General features: G+C 64.7%; 12 protein-coding genes and 1 riboswitch. Of the genes, 5 read left to right on the top strand and 7 right to left on the bottom strand.

Annotation, left to right across the window (positions count from 1 at the left end; translation table 11 throughout):
* Positions 1 to 22 precede the first annotated feature (22 nt).
* A complete protein-coding gene (locus V8U06_RS03285) occupies positions 23 to 1,609 on the bottom strand; it encodes an ABC-F family ATP-binding cassette domain-containing protein (protein WP_427139476.1) in 1,587 nt (528 codons plus the stop codon).
* 238 nt (positions 1,610 to 1,847) lie between these two features.
* On the opposite strand from V8U06_RS03285, the gene V8U06_RS03280 reads away from it, so the two are divergent.
* A complete protein-coding gene (locus V8U06_RS03280) occupies positions 1,848 to 2,957 on the top strand; it encodes a DUF2865 domain-containing protein (RefSeq protein ID WP_427139475.1) in 1,110 nt (369 codons plus the stop codon).
* Here the strand turns inward: V8U06_RS03280 and bluB are convergent.
* The 6 genes from bluB to V8U06_RS03250 form a co-directional block, all read right to left on the bottom strand.
* The gene (gene bluB, locus V8U06_RS03275; RefSeq protein ID WP_427139474.1) at positions 2,950 to 3,648 is read right to left on the bottom strand and encodes a 5,6-dimethylbenzimidazole synthase; all 699 of its coding nucleotides are present in this window, start codon (positions 3,646 to 3,648) and stop codon (positions 2,950 to 2,952) included. The genes V8U06_RS03280 and bluB overlap by 8 nt on opposite strands.
* A 45-nt stretch (positions 3,649 to 3,693) precedes the next feature.
* Positions 3,694 to 3,910, bottom strand: a riboswitch (cobalamin riboswitch).
* A gap of 34 nt (positions 3,911 to 3,944) precedes the next feature.
* Entirely contained in the window at positions 3,945 to 5,396 is a 1,452-nt protein-coding gene (locus V8U06_RS03270; RefSeq protein ID WP_427139473.1) for a GGDEF domain-containing protein, read from the bottom strand.
* 172 nt (positions 5,397 to 5,568) lie between these two features.
* Positions 5,569 to 6,393: a TolB family protein gene (locus V8U06_RS03265; RefSeq protein WP_427139472.1), complete on the bottom strand. Its 825-nt coding sequence runs from the start codon at positions 6,391 to 6,393 to the stop codon at positions 5,569 to 5,571.
* A gap of 2 nt (positions 6,394 to 6,395) precedes the next feature.
* A complete protein-coding gene (locus V8U06_RS03260; protein ID WP_427139471.1) occupies positions 6,396 to 6,719 on the bottom strand; it encodes a hypothetical protein in 324 nt (107 codons plus the stop codon).
* A gap of 94 nt (positions 6,720 to 6,813) precedes the next feature.
* Positions 6,814 to 7,533 carry an NYN domain-containing protein gene (locus tag V8U06_RS03255; RefSeq protein WP_427139470.1) on the bottom strand — a complete coding sequence of 240 codons (720 nt, stop codon included), beginning with the start codon at positions 7,531 to 7,533 and terminating at the stop codon, positions 6,814 to 6,816.
* A gap of 97 nt (positions 7,534 to 7,630) precedes the next feature.
* Positions 7,631 to 9,310 carry an NAD+ synthase gene (locus V8U06_RS03250; protein ID WP_427139469.1) on the bottom strand — a complete coding sequence of 560 codons (1,680 nt, stop codon included), beginning with the start codon at positions 9,308 to 9,310 and terminating at the stop codon, positions 7,631 to 7,633.
* 315 nt (positions 9,311 to 9,625) lie between these two features.
* Between V8U06_RS03250 and V8U06_RS03245 the strand changes: the two genes are divergently transcribed.
* The 4 genes from V8U06_RS03245 (at position 9,626) to V8U06_RS03230 (ending at position 14,389) form a co-directional block, all read left to right on the top strand.
* Positions 9,626 to 11,524, top strand: a complete 1,899-nt coding sequence (locus V8U06_RS03245) for an LTA synthase family protein (RefSeq protein ID WP_427139583.1) — start codon at positions 9,626 to 9,628, stop codon at positions 11,522 to 11,524.
* 55 nt (positions 11,525 to 11,579) lie between these two features.
* Positions 11,580 to 12,110 (top strand): DUF1003 domain-containing protein, encoded by a 531-nt coding sequence (locus V8U06_RS03240; RefSeq protein ID WP_427139468.1) that lies wholly within the window; start codon positions 11,580 to 11,582, stop codon positions 12,108 to 12,110.
* A gap of 145 nt (positions 12,111 to 12,255) precedes the next feature.
* Complete coding sequence (locus V8U06_RS03235; RefSeq protein WP_226918820.1) at positions 12,256 to 12,678, top strand: TadE/TadG family type IV pilus assembly protein; 423 nt, start codon at positions 12,256 to 12,258, stop codon at positions 12,676 to 12,678.
* 1 nt (position 12,679) lies between these two features.
* Entirely contained in the window at positions 12,680 to 14,389 is a 1,710-nt protein-coding gene (locus V8U06_RS03230) for a pilus assembly protein TadG-related protein (protein WP_427139467.1), read from the top strand.
* Positions 14,390 to 14,394 lie beyond the last annotated feature (5 nt).

Raw genomic sequence — 14,394 nt, 5'->3', positions numbered from 1 at the left:
CCGCCCCTCGGGCGGCCGTTTTTCATTGCGCCGGAAGCGCCAGCCGGCGCGTGATGCCGATCGCCTCCAGGAACGGCTCGTCGTGGCTCACCACCAGCAATGCGCCGTCATAGGCCCGAAGACCGACCTCCACCGCCTCGATGGCATCGATATCGAGATGGTTGGTCGGCTCGTCGAGGATGAGCAGCGCCGGCGGCCGTGTGCCGCCCAGCACCGCGGCCAGACCGGCACGCAGCAATTGCCCGCCGCTGAGACTGCCGGCGATCTGCAAGGCCGCATCCGCCCGGAACATGAAGCGCGCCAGCGCCGCGCGGCAGGCGTTTTCGTCCGCTTCCGGGTTGATCCGCCGGAAATTGTCGCGGATCGACAGCGCGGGATCGAGCAGGCTGACCTTCTGGTCGAGCACGGCGACATCCGTCGCCAGCCGTACGCTGCCTGCCCATGGCTGCATCTGCCCGGTGACGAGCGCCAGAAGGGTCGTCTTGCCCGAACCGTTCGGCCCCGTCACCGCCACCCGCTCCGGACCGGTAATAGCGAAGGAAAGGTCGCGGATAACCGGCCGTTCCGGGCGGTAGCCGGCCGTCACGCCCTCCATGCGAAGCACCATCTTGCTCGCGGGAAGATGCGTCGGCGGCACGCTAACGCTGAGCGGCTGCAGGACCTCGATCCTTTCGCGCGCCGCCGCGATATCCTCGGCCGCCTGCGCCTGCCGGCTCTCGGCCAGCCGGGCATTCGCCCCGCCCGTCAGTTCGCTGCGCTCCTTCATCGCGCCCAGCATGATGCGCGGAATGTCGCCGCGCGCCTTCTTGCGGCGGCCGGCGCTGTCCTTCCGCGCCTTTCGCTCGGCAATCGTCTGCATGGTGCGCGCCACCGTGTCGGCGTGCTTTTCCGCATCCGCGAGGTCGCGGTGGGCGGCGGAAAGTTCCAGCGCCTTGCGGGCGCGATAGGCGCTCCAGTTGCCGCCATAGCGGGTTGCGCCCAGCGTCGTCAGTTCGACGATTGCGTCCATCGTCTCCAGCAGCTCGCGGTCGTGGCTGACGACGATGGCGCCGGCGCGCCAACCGGCGAGCATGTCGATCACCGCTCGCCGCCCGTCCCGGTCGAGATTGTTGGTGGGCTCGTCGAGCAGCAGGAAATCCGGCGCGCGGAAGACAAGCGCCGCCAGCGCCGCACGTGTACGCTGGCCGCCGGAGAGCGCGGCAAGCGGCGTTTCGGCCTCCGCCTCCAGCCCGACGCGGGCGAGCGCGGCGGCAAGACGCGTCTCCAGCGTCCAGTCGGCCTCGGCCAGGTCCTCCGCGGTCGCCTCACCGCGCCCGGCGCGGGCAAGGATCGCAAGGGCCTCGGCGATACCGAACAGGCTGGAAATGGTTTCGCGCGCGCCGACCTGCACGCTCTGGCGCAAGAGGCCGAGCGTGCCGTCCACCGTGACGGTGCCGGCTTGCGGGGCAAGATCGCCCGTGACGAGCTTCAGCAGCGTCGTCTTGCCGACGCCGTTGCGGCCGACAAGGCCGGCGCGCTCGCGGCCGAAGGTCACGTCGAGATTGGAAAGAAGCGTGTGCCCGTCAGGCGTGGACCACGTGATTTTGGAAAGCGTGATGGAATGCGGCATGGATACGGAATTCCCCGATGACAAAACGAAGCCGGTTTGCGGTCGGGTTGAAATCCATGAAGCACCATCCTGCAGGCATTGACGATGGCCGACACTAGGCGCGAACCATGGCCGTTGCAAGGCGAGCGCGTTAATCACAAATGCGGGAGCACGTTGCACTCGCCCCCATGCGGCCTATGATAGGGCGATATCCGGCCGGTTTTGCCGGCGGTTTCAACGCCATCAGGGATCGAGGGATTTGAAGAGACGCGGCCGTCTTCTCCTTGCCATTGCAGCCGGACTGCCGATGCTTCTTGCCGGCGGCACGGCGCTAGCGGGCATCTGCGAGCGCATCCAGGCGGAGCTCGCGAACCAGCCGAAGATCGTGGTCGATACCGCCAACGCCCGCAAATATGCCGGCGCCATCGCGCGCCAGAACATCCAGCTCCGCAAGGCCAAGAGCGACCAGCGCCGTCTCGGCTGCTCGGGTGGCAGCATCATCGTCGTCGGCGGCGTCAATGCCGCGGCCTGCGAAACGCTTGCCGCCGTCATCGGCAAGATGGAGCGCAATCTCACCATTCTCGACGGCAAGCGCCGGGAATTTGCCGGCGGCGCGTCCTCGCAAGGCCGGCGAAACCGCCTGCTCGCCGCGTTGGAAACCAACGGCTGCGATGCGGAGGCAAAGGTCATGCCCGTCGCCGCGACGGAAACGCTGCGCACGCTGGACGAGACACGCACCCTGCCGCTCGGCACCGCGCCCGACGGCAGCGAGAGGCTGCAACTGCGCTCGCTCGGCGGCAATTCCGGCCATGGCAACCTGCGCACGGTCTGCGTGCGCACCTGCGACGGCGGCTTCTTCCCGATTTCCTCCGGCGCGACGCCGCTCGATTTCCGCCGCGACCAGAAGGTCTGCGCGATGATGTGCCCCGAAACCCAGACGGAGCTGTTCTACCAGTCGATGACCAATGGTCAGGAGACCGAGCAGATGACGTCCACCGTCTCCGGCCGGCCCTATTTCGAGTTGAAGAACGCCTTCGCCTATCGCACGCGCGATCTTTCCAAAAAGGAAGGCGCCTGCGGCTGCAACCTCGCTGCCTATTATCAGGAGATGATCAAGCGCGATAAGGCCGCCAAGGGCAAGGACACGCGGACCGCCAGCACCGGCGAGAACGAGGAAAGCGGTTCCATCACCACGATCGAGACCCTGCCGAAGAAGAAGGAAGCGGTGGAAAGCAAGCCGGCCGCAAGGATCGAAGACCGCGTCTACGACCCCACGAAGAGCAAGGTTCGCACGGTCGGTCCGCTCTTCCTGCCGGAAAACTCCACCGCCATCGATCTCGGCCGCCCGGCCGATGCCGGCGTCAACTGACGCCGGCGCCACCCTCCGGCCAGCGCTCCTCGTAAACCAGTTCCTCCAGCGGCAGGCGCTGCCGCCATCCCTTCACCGCCAGTTCCGGTTCGGCATAGAGCTGGTCGACGAAGCCGACGCAGAGCCAGGCGACGATCTCGACATGGGCGGGAATACCGAGGATGGCGCGCATATCGCTGTCGTGGAAAATGCTGACCCAGCCGACGCCCACCCCTTCCGCACGCGCGGCAAGCCAGAGGTTCTGCACCGCACAGACCGTGGAATAGACATCCATGCGCGGATTGTGGGTGCGCCCCAGCACGACGGCGCCGCCACGCGTCGGATCGCAGGTGACGCAGATCGACAGCGGCGCCTTCAGGATCCCCTCGAGCTTCAGCGCCCGGTATTGCGCCTGCCGCTCGCCGGCAAACAGCGCCGCCGCCTCGGCATTGGCCTTGAGGAAGGCGGCATGCGCCGCCCGCCGGGTCTCTTCGCTGCGCACCAGCAGGAAATTCCATGGCTGCATGAAGCCCACGGAAGGCGCATTGTGCGCCGCCTGCAGCAGGCGGGCGACGAGCGCGTCCGGCAAGGGATCGGGCAGAAACTGGTCGCGCACATCGCGGCGCGTTTCGATGGCGCGGTAGACGGCCTGCCTTTCCTCCTGCGGAAAGGCGCCCGCCCGGACCAGAGGGTCCAACGGTTCGGTTCGCATCGTCATCTCCCCAACAATGCGTACAACCTGCCGCCGTCCGCGCGGTTCGGTCTATCTCGTCAGGCCGGTCTTCTGACTTCGGTTCCTCTGGCAAGCGCCTGCCTTCCCGGTTGAACAACCAGTGGCAAAAGCCTGAATCGATTCAAGCTTTTAGGGCGAGCCATCCCCGTCACAGCGTTGGGCACGTTCCGGACCTGGGCATGGACCCGCACCGGATTCCCGATTCTCCCGCAGAGCGGGCACCTGACAAGGAGGATATGCGCACGGCTCGGCGCTGCGATCAAGCCCACCCCATGTCAGGCGGCGCGGGCGGCCTCCGCGCCGTCGATCTCGATGTCGTCGGCATGGACGGCGCGGTTGCGCCCACCGTTCTTGGCGGCGTAGAGCGCGGCGTCGGCGATCACCATGACATCGTGCACCGATTTGCCATGGGCCGGGAATTGCGCGATGCCGGCGCTGCCGCCGATGAGCAGCAACTGCCCGTCATAGGCGACGGGTACCTGCGTATCGAGCACGAGACTGTTGGCGAGTTCCAGGAGGCTTTCGCGTTCATAGGCACCTGTCAGCAGCACGCAGAACTCGTCACCGCCAAGACGCGCCACACAGCCGCGCGCGCCGATGCGCTCGGAGAACCGCCGGGCGACGGCCTGCAGGACGGCGTCGCCGGCCGCGTGGCCGTGCCGGTCGTTGACGGCCTTGAACCGGTCGAGGTCGAGCGCGAGGATCGTGAACGGCTTGTTCTCGCCCCGGCCGATGGCGCGCAGGACATCCTCGTCGAAGCCGCTGCGGTTCTTCAGCCCTGTCAGCGGATCGTGCCGCGCGAGGAAGGCGTTCTGCGCCTCGCTGCGCTGGAGCGCCCGCACGAGCGTCGAGAAGCGCAGCGTGACGAAAAGCATGACGCCGGCAAAGACCAGAACGAACAGGGTGATCTGGATCAGCGCGGACTGCCAGACGAAGGAACCCGGCATGTTCGGCCGCCAGGAGGCGACCATGGGATTGTAGGTATCGCCGCCGACCGGCGTCATCAGCAACCCCGGCTCCTGGGTGACGATGGGCGTGAAACCGAGCCCGTGCACGCCGAGGCGCCGCTCGGAATTGGCCAGCATCTTCTGCGAGACCGGCTTGACGGTGATGAGCAGCGTCGGCTCGCGCCGGCTGGCGGGAATGTAGAGCGTCTTCGGCACGACGGCCTGCACGACGACGATGCTCATGACGCGGTCGATGAGCCGCATGCCGGAAACGTGGATTTCGGGAAGCGCCGGCGTCAGCAGGTCCGGGTCCTCCTTGGCGCCCGCCACCTGCCAGCCGCCGCGGTCGGGCGACAGCGCCTCGTAATAGGCCCGCTCGGCCTTCTTGGTGAGGTCGCTCACCCAGTGCAGCTTCTCGCGCGCCTTGCGGTCGGAAACCTTTTCACCGCGATGCACGCCGAGCACCTTGTCGCCCTCGGGCGTGGTGAAGATCATCCAGGAAAAGCCGAAGTCCGCCCACATCCAGTCCCGCAACTGGTCGCGCACGAAGCTGTCGCCGGGCATGCCGAAGGCAAGCTCCTGAAAACTCTTGTCCCAGAAGGAGATCTGGCTCTGGTATTGAACGACCTGGTCGATCTGGTGGCTGAATTCGTTGCGCACCAGCGTGCGCTCCGTCTCGGCGACAAAACTGTCGGCCCGGTCGATGGCGTGGTCGAGCACCAGATAGTTGGCGGTGCCGAACAGCAGGACGATCATCAGGGCCGCCGCCCGGATCGCCATGCCCACTCCGCGTCGCCGCTTTGCGCGGCCCTGTTCCGCCTTGCCCGTCATTTTTCCCTGCCTGCCGTCCCCTGCCCGCGTTTCCGGGCATTGTTGAACGAAGGCTAGAGGACAGACGGCAAAATTCGCTTAAACAGGCTGGTGAGCGAAAGCTTAATCGCGGTCATTTCGCTCAGGCGGGCGCGTAACGCACGAAGGCGAACTGCCGGCCGTCCGGCGACCAGTTCGGCACGTTCATCGTGCCCTGCCCGCCGAAAAGCTCGAAAAGCACACGCGCATTGCCGCCGTCCATGTCCATCAGCCGCAGCCGCACGGTGAGGTCGCGCGGATGGTCGAAGACATCGCCGTCATAGGACAGGACCAGGAGGTTGCGGCCATCGGGCGAAGGATGCGCAAACCAGTCGCCATAGGGACTGTCGGTGATGCGCGTCGGCTCGCTGCCATCCGGCCGCACCCGCCAGATCTGCATGCGCCCGGTGCGGCTGGAGTTGAAGTAGATCCACGCGCCATCCGCCGAATAATCCGGCCCGTCGTTGCGCCCTTCGCCGAAGGTCAGCCGCCGCTCGGCGCCGCCGGCGACGGGGATGGTATAGATATCGAAGAGATCGTCGCGGATGCCGCAATAGGCGAGCGTCGCACCGTCCGGCGACCAGCCGTGCCAGTAGGACGGCAGGTTTTCCGTCACCAGTCGCGGCGTGCCGCCTTCGGCAGGCAGCACGTAGATCGCCGACTTGCCGAATTCGACCTTGTCGCTGATCGCCAGCAGGCGGCCATCCGGCGACAGGCCGTGGTCGTTGTTGCAGCGCGTGGCAAAGCCCGTATCGATCCGGGTCGGCTCGCCGCCATCGAGGGGAAGACGGTAGAGCAACCCGTCGCCATTGATGACGAGAAAGCGCCCGTCCCTGGAAAAATTCGGCGCCTCGACCAGCCGCTCCGTCTGCCAGACGACCCGCGTCTCACCGGTGACGATATCGTGGATTTCGACGGAGCTGCGCATGGTCACGGCTTTCCGTCGCCGGCCGGCAACCCGGCGGAGAGCTTGCGGAAGATCGACTGCATCAGGAGCGAAGCCTTCTGCGCACGCCAGGTCGACACGAAGCCCCATGCCAGCAGCAGCAGGACGGCGATGAAGGCGACACCCAGCACCGTCTGGCTGCCGGTCGCAAGGCCGTAGAGGCCGAAGACGGCCGGCGTCGCGAAATAGGCGACCTGCGCAAAAACCTGCCGCCCGGCAGAAACGTCGCTGAGCGACCACAGTCGGATCAACCGGATTTCCTCTTCCGTGAAGATCGGTTGGCTCGGCTCCACGGAAGACAAATCCATTACTCCTCGTTTCTCACGTCGGCTGAAGCAGCTCTTGCCAGTTTCCCCGACAACATTTCACCACAGCCCGCCGGGATGGTGAGAGCCCCGAAGCTTAGCCGTTATCGATCACCTTCTTCAACTGCCGGGTCTTCAATCGTGCCTTCCGATTGTCGGCGGTCAATTCGACGCCGGAAACGGCGAGCAATTTGCTGAGCTTGCTATGGCCGTATGATTGGAGCGTGAAGTTCGGGTCGCAGGATTTCAAGGCCTTCATAACGTCGGTCAATGCGACCCAACCGCCATCAAGCTGCGGCGCGGCGACAAAAGCCCTTTGCGACAGATCCGAACTCAGCACTCTCGACGCCATGGGTGCTACTGGCTGGTTTCCTGTCTGAGTGGCGGATTCTACCGGCGACCTCAAGAAATTGAAGACATCACACGCAGCCCGGAAAGTGGCAGCCGCATGCTTGAGGCCAATGCCGACAACAGTTTTTCCATCCTGTCGTATCCGCATTGCCAATTGCGCGAAGTCACTGTCACAGGTCGCCAGACAGAACACGTCGACGTCGTTTGCATGAAGCCGGTCCATGACGTCGATAACCAGGGCTATATCAGCCCCATTCTTGCCGGCAGCACCGCGGATCGTCTGAAAAACGGAGAAGGCATGACGTGGAGCCTCGTTGAGCCAATCCGAAAGACCACCGCCGGAGAAGTCGCCATATATACGGCGTTGCGCGAGTAGTCCGTACTGTCCTGCTTGCCTGACGATCTCGGACGCCAACGCCGACGGAAGGTTCTCCGCATCAACAAACAGAGCAATCCGCTTTTCCATCCTGGTCACACTCCGGCAAACTGTCTTCGACAGTAACAAAAGGCGCATCCGTCGCAATCGCCGGATGCGCCTTTTGCTTGCGGAGGTTAACGCGATGCTATCCCCGGTCCCGATAGCGGTTGGTGATGGGGTAGCGGCGATCGCGGCCGAAGTTCTTCTTGGTGATCTTGACGCCGGGGGCCGACTGGCGGCGCTTGTATTCGGCGATATAGAGCAGGTGCTCGACCCGGTGCACGGTCGCCGCATCGTGGCCGCGCGCGACGATCTCCTCCGTGCTCATCTCCTGTTCCACGAGGCATTCGAGGATGTCGTCGAGCACGGGATAGGGCGGCAGCGAATCCTGGTCGGTCTGGTTGGGACGCAGTTCCGCCGACGGCGCCTTGTCGATGATGTTCTGCGGGATCACCAGGCCGGACGGGCCGAGCGCGCCCGGCGGAACGTGGTCGTTGCGCCAGCGCGAGATCGCGTAGACCTGCATCTTGTAGAGGTCCTTGATCGGATTGAAGCCGCCGTTCATGTCGCCGTAGAGCGTGGCGTAGCCGACCGACATTTCCGACTTGTTGCCCGTCGTCACCACCATCGAGCCGAACTTGTTCGAGACGGCCATCAGGATCGTGCCGCGCGTGCGGCTCTGCAGGTTCTCTTCCGTGATGCCCTCTTCCGTGCCCTCGAAGAGCTCGGACAGCGAGGAGAGGAAGCCCGTCACCGGCGCCTCGATCGGCACGATGTCATAGCGGCAGCCCAGCAGCCTGGCGCAGTCGGCGGCGTCCTTCAGGGAATCCTTCGAGGTGTAGCGATAGGGCAGCATGATGCAGCGCACCCGCTCCTCGCCCAGCGCATCGACCGCGATGGCGGCGCAGATCGCCGAGTCGATGCCGCCGGACAGCCCGAGCACCACGTTCTTGAAACTGTTCTTGTTGACGTAGTCGCGGAAGCCGAGCAGGCAGGCGCGATAGTCCGCCTCCTCCTTTTCCGGAATGCGCGACATCGGCCCGCCGTCGCAGACCCAGCTCTCGCCATGTTTCTTCCAGGTGACGAGCGCGATCGTCTCCTCGAACTGGCTCATCTGGAAGGCGAGCGACTTGTCGGCGTTGAAGGCGAAGCTCGCGCCGTCGAAGACGAGTTCGTCCTGCCCGCCGAGCTGGTTGGCATAGAGCAGCGGCAGGCCGGTTTCGATGACCTGCTTGAGCACGACCTGATGGCGGATATCGACCTTGCCGCGATAATAGGGCGAGCCGTTCGGCGACAGCAGGATTTCCGCACCGCTCTCGGCCAGCGTCTCGCAGACGCCGAGTTCACCCCAGATATCCTCGCAGATCGGAATGCCGAGCCGGATGCCGCGGAAATTCACCGGTCCAGGCATCGCGCCCTGGTCGAAGACGCGCTTTTCGTCGAACTCGCCGTAGTTCGGCAGGTCCACCTTGTCGCGCACGGCGATCACCTTGCCGCCGTCGAGCACGGCGACGGCATTGTAGCGGCCCGTCTCGTCCTGGCGGGGGAAGCCGACGATGACGCCGGGGCCGCCATCGGCGGTGTCGGCGGCAAGGTCGTCCACCGCGCGGCGGCAGGCCTTGAGGAAGGCGGGCTTCAGCACGAGGTCCTCAGGCGGATAGCCGGAGATGAAAAGTTCGGTGAGGAGCAGGAGGTCGGCACCCTGGCGCTTGGCGTCCTCGCGGGCGGCACGGGCCTTGGCAAGGTTGCCCGTCACATCGCCGACGGTCGGGTTCAATTGCGCGACGGCAATGCGCAAGGTCGTCTTTACGGTCTCGGAAGTCATGTCTGCGGTCCGTCTCCTGCTGTGTCCGATCCCGCGGCGGCCCGCGCTCCCGAACGGTCATCCGCTCTTTAGAACATCACGGGCGCTTTGGGAATGAAGGGCGGCACCGATTGCGGGCGCTTTCGCCGAAAATGCCTGTTTTCCAGCGGGTTCCGCGCACCATTGCCGCAATGCAACAGAGGGAACCAAAGCACCGGCCGAACGTTGCAGAAACCATTCATCTTCTGTTCAAGATGACATCCGTATGACAGATACACGAAAGTTTCATGAAGTTTGGAGACGGCCTTGGCCCTGTTTACTCCCGCAGCCCTGGCGATGGATGCCACCGAAGGACTTGCCCTCAAGGCAGGCTTCCTCGCGCGCCATGCCAAGGCGCTCGCCGTCCTGCGTTCGCTCGTCGTCTCCGGCCTTCTCGCGCTTGCCACCGTCGTCGTCGTGGAATGGATCACGCGCGGCTCGCTTGCCCAGACCTGGCTCTATCTCACCAATACCGAACAGCCCGGCTGGACCACCACGGGCATGTTCTTCCTGCTCTATCTCGCCATCGATGCGCTGATCGGCCGCCAGCACAAGGCCGTGCTGCTCGTCTCCCCGCTCGTCGTGCTGATGGGCGTCATCTCGCAGCAGAAGCAGGTCTTCCTGACCGACCCGCTCTATCCGGCGGACCTGCTGTTCGGCCGTCAGATCATGGAGCTGATGCCCGTCCTCGTGCAGGACCGTCCGTGGACCGCCGCAGCGCTCGCGGTCGCCGTCCTCGGCGGCATCGTCGGCCTCATTTCGCTCTGGATCTTCGCCTGGCGCCGCTTCCGGCCGCTGACGCGCAAGGAACGCCTGACGCGCCTTGCCGTCGCGCTGCCGCTGATTGCCGGCTTCGTCTCCATCATGGACTACAACGAATTCTCCTGGGTCCGCGACCGGCTCAAGGTCTTCCCGATCATGTGGGACCAGGCGGAGAACTATCGCCACAACGGCTTCGTCATGGCCTTCGCCATCAACCTGCCGATGGCCAATGTCCAGGCCCCCTCCGGCTACATGGTCGATGCCATCGACAAGATCCCGTCCAAGCCCCTTCCGGCCGGCACGACGCACCGCTCCAAGCCCGACGTCATCGTCGTCATGAGCGAATCCCTGTGGGATCCGACGCGCATCGCAAACGTGAAGCTCTCGGCCGATCCGATGCCGACCATCCGCGAAAGCCAGGGCGGCAACGTCTTCTCGCCGGAATTCGGCGGCCTTACCGCCAATGTCGAATTCGAGGCGCTGACCGGCTTCTCCAACGCCTTCCTGCCGACCGGCAGCATTCCCTACCAGCAGTATGTCCGCAAGCCGATCCCTTCGCTCGCGACGTTCTTCCGCGCGGAAGGCTACACGGCGCGCGCCATCCATCCCTTCTCGGGCTGGTTCTGGAACCGCAGCAGCGTCTACAAGGCCTTCGGCTTCGAGACCTTCAAGGATGTCGACAAGATGCCGCCGCTGGCAAAACGCGGCAACTTCACCTCGGACGAGGCGCTGACCAAGGAGATCATCCGCCAGGCGGATGCGCAGGAAGACCCGTTCTTCTTCTTCACCGTCACCCTGCAGGGCCATGGCCCCTATGACGACGGCCGCTACACGAAGACGGACATTGCCGTCGAAGGCAAGCTCGATGCGCGCGACAACCGCATGCTGGCCAGCTACGCCCAGGGCGTGAAGGAAGCCGACAAGAGCCTGAAGATGCTGATGGACTGGGCCAAGGGACGCGACCGCGAGACGATTATCGTCGTCTTCGGCGACCACCTGCCGCCGCTCAACACGGTCTATCAGAACTCGGGCTACATGAAGGGCATCACCGCCGCGCGCAAGGGCTCGCCCGAGCAGATGAAGAAGGAACACGAGACCCCGCTCGTCATCTGGTCGAACAAGACCGGCGTCGAGAAGGAGATCGGCACGATCAGCCCGGCCTTCCTGTCCTACTACATCCTCAAGGAAGCCGGCTACGAGCATCCCTACTACACCGGCTTCCTCGGCGCCGTGCATGACAAGCTGCGCGTCATCGACCGCTACATGCTGATCGACGCCAAGGGCAACGCCACCGCCGACTGGGCGCGCAAGAAGACCGTCGACCCGCTGGTCCGCGACTTCCGCTTCCTGCAGCACGACATCATGTTCGGCAAGCAGTACGGCCTGGAACGCTTCTTCGATTCCCATGCGGAGCTGATGAGCGCCGGCTACTGATTTTCCCTGAAACGGGACTAGGCTAGGGCTCCGATTCGCCTTCCGGAGCCCGGCCATGAGACCTTTCGACGACGCCGCCCAGATCCTCTTCGGCAAGCCCGCCGACCAGCTCGACGAGACCGAGCGCGAGGTCCTCCTCCATTCCCGCGAGGGCCGTATTCTTTCGGCGGATCGCAACAGCGCCTACCAGTCCAAGCAATCGCCCGGCGAACGCGTCGCCGACGCCATCGCCCGCGTCGGTGGCTCCTGGGCCTTCATCATCGGCTTTCTCGTCTTTCTCGTCGCCTGGACCATCGCAAACACGGTCCTGCTGACGAAGGATGCCTTCGACCCCTACCCCTTCATCTTCCTCAATCTCGTGCTGTCCATGCTCGCCGCGCTGCAGGCGCCGATCATCATGATGTCGCAGAACCGGCAGGCGGCGCGCGACCGCTTCGAGGCAACCAAGGACTACGAGGTCAACCTCAAGGCGGAGATCGAACTGATGGCGCTGCACCACAAGATCGACACGCATTTCCTCGGCGAGATCGCCGCGCTGAAGATGGAGGTGCTGCGCCTGCACGACCTGCTGCGCCAGAAGGAGTGACAATCCTCCACAACCAACGCTACACGCCTTTGTCAAAAATCAATCTATAGGAGAAATTAAGACTCTGGGCGCACGATAAACGTGCATCCACCTTCCGGATGCGGGATTGCCTGTCGTCATCACAAAACCAGAAGGAGGAGATGTCATGCACGCCCTCACCCGCCTGTCGAAGGATCGCGCCGGAACCTCGGCGCTGGAATTCGCCATCGTGGCGCCGCTGTTCTTTCTCGCCCTCTTCACGCTCATCGCCTACGGCATCTATCTGTCCGTCACCCATTCGGTCCAGCAGATCGCCGCTGATGCCGCGCGTACGGCGGTCGCGGGCCTCAACCCGACCGAGCGCGTCACGCTGGTCAACCGCTACCTCGACGCCTCGCGCTTCAACTATTCCTTTCTGAACCGCTCCAAGATGCAGGTGATCGTCGCCGACGATCCCGGCAATCCGGACCAGTTCACGGTGACGATCTCCTACGATTCCAGCGACCTGCCGATCTGGAAGCTCTTCACCTTCGCGCTGCCGCACGAAAAGATCCAGCGCTATGCCACGGTGCGCGTGGGAGGACTGTGACATGACGCTTCGCCGTTTTATCGAAGACCGGCGCGGCAACATCGCCACGCTGTCGGCCCTGAGCCTGCCACTGATGATCTTCTCGCTCGCGCTCGGCGTCGACTACGGCTACCTCACCGTGCAGCAGCGGCAGTTGCAGGCAACGGCAGACCTTGCCGCCATCGCGGCCGCCTCCGACGTCGTGCAGGCCGAGAAGGCCGCGGCGACCTATTTCTCGCTCAACAACCTCTCCGTCGCCGTCACCGGCAAGAACGGGGTCTCCTTCCCCGCCGCAACACCGATCCACGCCAATGTCATCACGGGCACGGCGAGCGTCGAGCGCGGCCGCTATGTCGCCGACCCCGATATCGCACCCGAGGAGCGCTTCAAGGCGGCGACCACCGATGCGGATGCTGCCCGCGTGACCGTTTCGCGCTCCGCCGATCTCTTCCTTGCCGCGATGTTCATGCCGAAGTCGCCGCTCCTGTCGGCAACCGGGTCGGCCTCGCGCACCAAGGTCGCCGCCTTCTCCATCGGCACGCGCCTCGCCAGCCTCAACGAGGGTATACTCAACGCGCTGCTCGGCAAATTGCTCGGCACAAGCCTGTCGCTGAAGGCGATGGACTACCAGGCGCTGGTCGATGCCGACCTTTCGGTCCAGCCCTTCCTCAAGGCCATCGCCACCGACCTCAACCTGACGGCGGCGACCTATGAGGACGTGCTGAATGCCGGCCTGACCATGCCGCAGCTTCTGGCCTCCATGCAGGCGGTGGACGGCCTTTCCGGCCCCGTCCGTTCGGCGCTGCGCGCCATCGAACAGGCGACCGCGGGCAGCAAGGTGAAGCTGCCGCTGTCGAAGATCCTCAACATCGACCCCAAGAAGGGCGTCGCGGTGAATGCCGGCGGCAACTGGGAAATGTCGGCCAATGTCATGCAGATGGTGGCCGCCGCCGCTGCATTGGCGAACGGCAAGAACCAGGTGGCGCTCGATACCGGCGTCAGCCTTCCGGGCATCGCGACGGTGAAGATCAATCTCGCCATCGGCGAACCGCCGGTGGAAACGCCGTCGCTGCGCCTCGGCGCCCCGGGTAGCGCCGTGCGCAGCGCCCAGACGCGGCTGTCCGTGGAGATCGGCATCAATGGCCTTGCTGCCCTCGCGGGGCTGCGCATCAAGCTGCCGCTCTATGTCGAGGTCGCCGCCTCGGAGGCGAAGCTTGCCGATATCCGCTGCCTGGGCGGCACGCCGTCCAATGCCAATGTCTCGGTCGATGCCGTGCCCGGCATTGCCGAGATCGCCATCGGCAAGGTCGATCCCTCGGTCCTCTCCGACTTCTCCGACGAGCCGCGCGTGCAGAAAGCCCGCATCGTCGAATCCGCGCTCATCAACATCGATGCCTATGCCCATGGCGAGGTGAAGAACCTCGGCAAGACGCGCCTCACCTACACGCCGACGGAGATTTCCGCCAAGACAATAAAGACCGTTTCGACCCGCGACACGCTGACCTCGGCCGTCAAGACCCTGCTGGGCGATCTCGACGTCGATATCAACCTGCTCGGCCTCGGGCTCGGCCTGGACCTCGTTTCCAAGGCGCTCGCCTCGACGCTGACGACCGTAACACCCGCCATCGACGAGTTGCTCTACAACCTGCTTCTGGTGGTCGGCGTCAGGGTCGGCGAGGCCGACGTGCGGGTGACGGGCGTGCAATGCCAGCGCCCAGCCCTGGTGCAGTAGTTCGG

Source organism: Shinella sp. G-2 (assembly GCF_050172695.1).
Taxonomy (GTDB): Bacteria; Pseudomonadota; Alphaproteobacteria; order Rhizobiales; family Rhizobiaceae; genus Shinella.
Note: the sequence above shows the minus strand (reverse complement) of the source record. Positions and strands in the feature narration are given on the sequence as shown.

What these genes read in the sequence shown, in the direction of transcription:
- V8U06_RS03285 (WP_427139476.1), bottom strand. Translation starts at nt 1,609, where the DNA reads ATGCCGCATTCCATCACGCTTTCCAAAATCACGTGGTCCACGCCTGAC.
- bluB (WP_427139474.1), bottom strand. Translation starts at nt 3,648, where the DNA reads ATGCGAACCGAACCGTTGGACCCTCTGGTCCGGGCGGGCGCCTTTCCG.
- V8U06_RS03270 (WP_427139473.1), bottom strand. Translation starts at nt 5,396, where the DNA reads ATGGCGATCCGGGCGGCGGCCCTGATGATCGTCCTGCTGTTCGGCACC.
- V8U06_RS03265 (WP_427139472.1), bottom strand. Translation starts at nt 6,393, where the DNA reads ATGCGCAGCTCCGTCGAAATCCACGATATCGTCACCGGTGAGACGCGG.
- V8U06_RS03260 (WP_427139471.1), bottom strand. Translation starts at nt 6,719, where the DNA reads ATGGATTTGTCTTCCGTGGAGCCGAGCCAACCGATCTTCACGGAAGAG.
- V8U06_RS03255 (WP_427139470.1), bottom strand. Translation starts at nt 7,533, where the DNA reads ATGGAAAAGCGGATTGCTCTGTTTGTTGATGCGGAGAACCTTCCGTCG.
- V8U06_RS03250 (WP_427139469.1), bottom strand. Translation starts at nt 9,310, where the DNA reads ATGACTTCCGAGACCGTAAAGACGACCTTGCGCATTGCCGTCGCGCAA.
- V8U06_RS03245 (WP_427139583.1), top strand. Translation starts at nt 9,626, where the DNA reads ATGGATGCCACCGAAGGACTTGCCCTCAAGGCAGGCTTCCTCGCGCGC.
- V8U06_RS03240 (WP_427139468.1), top strand. Translation starts at nt 11,580, where the DNA reads ATGAGACCTTTCGACGACGCCGCCCAGATCCTCTTCGGCAAGCCCGCC.
- V8U06_RS03235 (WP_226918820.1), top strand. Translation starts at nt 12,256, where the DNA reads ATGCACGCCCTCACCCGCCTGTCGAAGGATCGCGCCGGAACCTCGGCG.
- V8U06_RS03230 (WP_427139467.1), top strand. Translation starts at nt 12,680, where the DNA reads ATGACGCTTCGCCGTTTTATCGAAGACCGGCGCGGCAACATCGCCACG.